Source organism: Saccharomonospora halophila 8, from assembly GCF_000383775.1.
Taxonomy (GTDB): Bacteria; Actinomycetota; Actinomycetes; order Mycobacteriales; family Pseudonocardiaceae; genus Saccharomonospora; species Saccharomonospora halophila.
Genome location: NZ_KB912568.1, coordinates 16657 through 20969 on the forward strand (window position 1 = coordinate 16657; position 4313 = coordinate 20969).

General features: G+C 71.2%; 4 protein-coding genes. All 4 read left to right on the plus strand.

All coding sequences use genetic code 11. The features are described from left to right. The first annotated feature begins 257 nt into the window (after nt 1-257). Nucleotides 258-1298 carry a 3-isopropylmalate dehydrogenase gene (locus SACHA_RS0116100; RefSeq protein WP_020628644.1) on the plus strand — a complete coding sequence of 347 codons (1041 nt, stop codon included), beginning with the start codon at nt 258-260 and terminating at the stop codon, nt 1296-1298. 60 nt (nt 1299-1358) lie between these two features. Further along, on the plus strand, nt 1359-1604 hold the full coding sequence (locus SACHA_RS0116105; protein ID WP_019811381.1) for a hypothetical protein: 246 nt from the start codon (nt 1359-1361) through the stop codon (nt 1602-1604). A gap of 185 nt (nt 1605-1789) precedes the next feature. Then, a complete protein-coding gene (cimA, locus tag SACHA_RS0116110; RefSeq protein ID WP_019811382.1) occupies nt 1790-3412 on the plus strand; it encodes a citramalate synthase in 1623 nt (540 codons plus the stop codon). A gap of 9 nt (nt 3413-3421) precedes the next feature. After that, nucleotides 3422-4201, plus strand: coding sequence for a fumarylacetoacetate hydrolase family protein (locus tag SACHA_RS0116115; RefSeq protein WP_019811383.1), 780 nt, complete (start codon nt 3422-3424; stop codon nt 4199-4201). Nucleotides 4202-4313: the final 112 nt, after the last annotated feature.

Consider the following 4313-nt stretch of genomic DNA (forward strand, 5'->3'; position numbering starts at 1 on the left):
CATCCGGCCGGGCGACCCGGTGTGGGGCACGCGGTCGGTCCCGTCGATTGGCGGAATGCCGCGTGTCCCTGCGTCCCTGCGGCGGGTGCGGGCGCGCCCGTGTGCCACGATTGTGTGACTGCGCAGCAGGCTCGTTGCGGCGGACGGGTGGTCGTTCTTCGATGCCGTGTCGACAGCCGGTAGCCTGCCGTCGCTGGAGTTCGATCGCGGATGGGTGTCCGGAGCGGCCGGGTGCCTGATTTCACGGAGGTGTGTGGATGCGGCTCGCTGTGATCCCCGGCGACGGGATCGGGCCCGAGGTGGTGACCGAGGCACTCAAGGTGCTCGCCGAGGTCGTGCCGAACGCCGAGATCAGCAAGTACGACCTCGGCGCCTCCCGCTGGCACGCCACGGGGGAACTGCTCCCCGAGTCGGTGCTGGGCGAGCTGCGCGAGCACGACGCGATCCTTCTCGGCGCCGTGGGCGATCCGAGTGTGCCCAGCGGCATCCTGGAGCGCGGCCTGCTGCTGCGCCTGCGGTTCGAACTCGATCACCACGTGAACCTGCGGCCGGGGCGCCTCTACCCGGGTGTGCGCGGGCCGCTCACCGACCCCGGTGAGATCGACCTCGTCGTCGTGCGCGAAGGCACCGAGGGCCCGTACGCGGGCAACGGCGGACTCCTGCGCAAGGACACCGAGCAGGAGATCGCCACCGAGATCAGCCTGAACACCGCCTTCGGTGTGCGGCGCGTCGTCGCCGACGCCTTCGACCGGGCGGAGCAGCGCGAGCGCAAGCACGTGACGCTGGTGCACAAGACCAACGTCCTCGAACACGCCGGGTCGCTGTGGTCGCGGATCGTCGAGGAGGAGTCGCTGCGTCACCCGGACGTCACGGTCGCCTACTCCCATGTGGACGCGGCCACCATCCACCTGGTGACCGACCCGGGCCGGTTCGACGTCATCGTCACCGACAACCTCTTCGGCGACATCGTCACCGATCTGGTCGGCGCGGTCACCGGCGGCATCGGTCTCGCCGCGAGCGGGAACCTCGACATCTCCAAGCGGAACCCGAGCATGTTCGAGCCGGTGCACGGCAGTGCCCCGGACATCGCGGGCCAGAACCTCGCGGACCCCACCGCGGCGGTGTTGTCCGTGTCGCTGTTGCTCGACCACCTCGGGGAGAAGGAGGCCGCCCGCCGCATCGAGGCGTCGGTCGCGTTCGATCTCGCCACGCGGGACCAGAGCTCGCCCGGCACCACGCAGGCCATCGGCGACCGGCTCGCCGCGCTGGTCTCGTCGAACGCGCGCCAGGCGAGCTGACCGGGCGGGGCAGCGGCGGCACGGTCGTTTCCCCCAAACGAGGGTGGGTAGTCCGGCGACATGTGGAAATGGCTCCGTGTCCTGCGTGGGCGCACCGAACCCGCCTCCTCCAGCGCGCCGGAGGCCGACGCCGCCGACGACCCGGCCGTCTCCCGCGCCCGCCCCACGGGCGGCAGGCCGGACGAACGCGGGGACAACCAGTCCTCGACCGGTCCCGGGCGCAACGACACCTTCGTCGGCCGGGCCGCGGGTGACGACCTCGGCTATGCCGGGGAGACGGGGGCCGAACGCCGCCGGAAGCGGTGACTGTGTCACCATGAGCCCCATGACCACCGCAGGTGTGCTCATTATTCGCCGGCGCGCCGGATGAGTGCCCGATTCGGGCACCCGGCGCGCAGACCTCTCGCGATCCCGCGGGGGGTCTTTTTTGTTGGCCGGACACCGTCGGTCGGACACCGTTTGTTTCCCGGAAACCGTGGCGAGGAGACACCGTGAACCGCACGGAACCCGCGGGCACCCCGATGGGGGACCGCTTTCACCTCTACGACACCACCCTCCGCGACGGCGCGCAGCGGGAGGGCATCGCGTACTCCGTCGCGGACAAGCTCGCCGTGGCGCGGTTGCTGGACGAGCTGGGGGTCGGATTCATCGAGGGCGGATGGCCGGGCGCGCTGCCCAAGGACACCGAGTTCTTCGCCCGCGCCGCCGCGGGGGAACTGTCCCTCCGGCACGCCGCGCTGGTGGCGTTCGGCTCCACCCGGCGCGCGGGGGTCCGTGCCGCCGACGACCCGCAGGTTCGGGCGTTGGTGGACTCGGGAGCACCCGTGGTGACCCTGGTGGCGAAGGCGGACTCCCGGCACATCGAACGCGCGCTGCGTGTGGACACCGACGAGGCGTGCGCGATGGTGCGGGACACGGTCGCCCACCTGGTCGGGCTCGGTCGGCGGGTGTTCGTGGACGCCGAACACTTCTTCGACGGCTACGCCCACGACCCGGCCACCGCACTGCGGGTGCTTCAGGCCGCGGGCGAGGCGGGCGCCGACGTCGTCGTGCTGTGCGACACCAACGGAGGGCAACTGCCGCTGGGCATCGCGGAGACCGTCGCCGAGGTCGGCGGGCGCACCGGACTCCGGTTGGGGATCCACTGTCAGGACGACACCGCCTGCGCGGTGGCGAACAGTGTGGCCGCGGTGCAGGCCGGTGCCACGCACGTCCAGTGCACCGCCAACGGGTACGGCGAACGGGCGGGCAACGCCGACCTGTTCGCCGTCACCGGCAACCTGGTCGCCAAACTCGGCATGGACGTGCTCCCGGCGGGCGGTGCGGGGGAGCTGACCCGCGTCTCGCACGCACTGGCCGAACTCGCCAACATCGCCCCGGACACCCACCAGGCCTACGTGGGTTCCTCGGCGTTCGCGCACAAGGCAGGCTTGCACGCCAGCGCCATCAAAGTGGATCCGCTGCTGTACAACCACATCGACCCGGCACTCGTGGGCAACGACATGCGGGTGCTGGTGACCGAGATGGCGGGCCGCGCGAGCCTGGAACTGAAGGGCGCCGAGATCGGCCTCGACCTCACCGACCGCCCCGAGGCACTGACCAGCGCCCTGAAGAAGGTGAAGGCGCTGGAGTCGGAAGGGTGGTCGTTCGAGGCCGCCGACGCCTCACTGGAACTGCTGCTGCGCGCCGAGGCCGACGACACGCCCCCGGAGCCGCCGTTCGCGCTCGAGTCCTACCGCGTGGTGCTCGACCACCAGCGTGGTGGCGACGTGGTGTCCGAGGCCACGGTGAAGGTGCACGTCGGTGGGGAACGGGTGATCGCCACCGCCGAGGGCAACGGTCCGGTGAACGCGCTCGACGCCGCGCTGCGCAAGGCGCTGCGCCGGCACCTGTCCTGGTTGGACGACGTGGAACTGGCCGACTACAAGGTGCGCATCCTCGCGGGCAACCCGGGCACCGACGCCGTCACCCGCGTGCTCATCGGATCGTCCGACGGACAGCACGCGTGGACGACCGTGGGGGTCCACGCGAACATCGTCGAGGCGAGCTGGCTCGCCCTGTGCGACGCGCTGGTCTACAAGGCGGGCGTCGCGACGGCGGACGACGGGCGTTAGGATCGCGGCGTGCGTCTGGCTCGAATCGCTCATCCCGACGGTGTCGCCTTCGCCTCGATCGAGGCCGAGGGCGAGTCCGACGAGGCGGCCCAGGTTCTGGAAATCGCGGAGCATCCGTTCGGGAAACCGAACTACACCGGCAGGCGGTGGCCGTTGGCCGACGTCCGGCTGATCGCCCCGATCCTGCCGACCAAGGTGATCGCCGTCGGACGGAACTACCCCAGGCACGCGGCGGAGTCCGGCAACGAGGTCCCGGCCGAGCCGATGATCTTCATGAAACCGTCGACCACGGTGACCGGGCCGAACACGTCGATCAAGCTGCCGCGGGCGTCGTCCCGGGTCGACTTCGAGGGCGAACTGGCCGTGGTGATCGGCCAGCCGGTGAAGAACGTCCCCGCGGAGAAGGCGTCCGCCGCCGTCCTCGGCTACACGGTCGCCAACGATGTCAGTGCCCGCGATCTGCAGGCCTCGGACGGGCAGTGGGGCCGGGCCAAGGGCTTCGACACCTTCTGCCCCGTGGGGCCCTGGATCGAGACCGCGACGGACCCGGCCGACCTCCGGCTGACGAGCGAGGTGGACGGCGTGCTCAAACAGGACGCCCGCACCTCCGCGATGGTGCACAAGGTCGGCGACCTGGTCGCGTTCGTCTCGTCGGTGATGACGCTGCTGCCCGGGGACATGATCCTCACCGGCACGCCGGAGGGTGTGGGTCCGATCGAGGAGGGGCAGCAGGTCTCGATCACGATCGAGGGCATCGGCACGCTGACCAACTCCGTGCAGGCGGCCTGACCGGCGACACCGCGCCCCGCACCGGGTGCTGTCGCACCGTTTCCCCCGTTGCCCGCCCGTCGCGTGGGTGCCCCGTCGCGCGGGTGCCGCAGCGGTCAGGACGGCGGGCGCC

Excerpts from the sequence above, each read along its gene's own strand:
- SACHA_RS0116100 (WP_020628644.1), top strand. The coding sequence starts at position 258 with ATGCGGCTCGCTGTGATCCCCGGCGACGGGATCGGGCCCGAGGTGGTG.
- SACHA_RS0116105 (WP_019811381.1), top strand. The coding sequence starts at position 1,359 with ATGTGGAAATGGCTCCGTGTCCTGCGTGGGCGCACCGAACCCGCCTCC.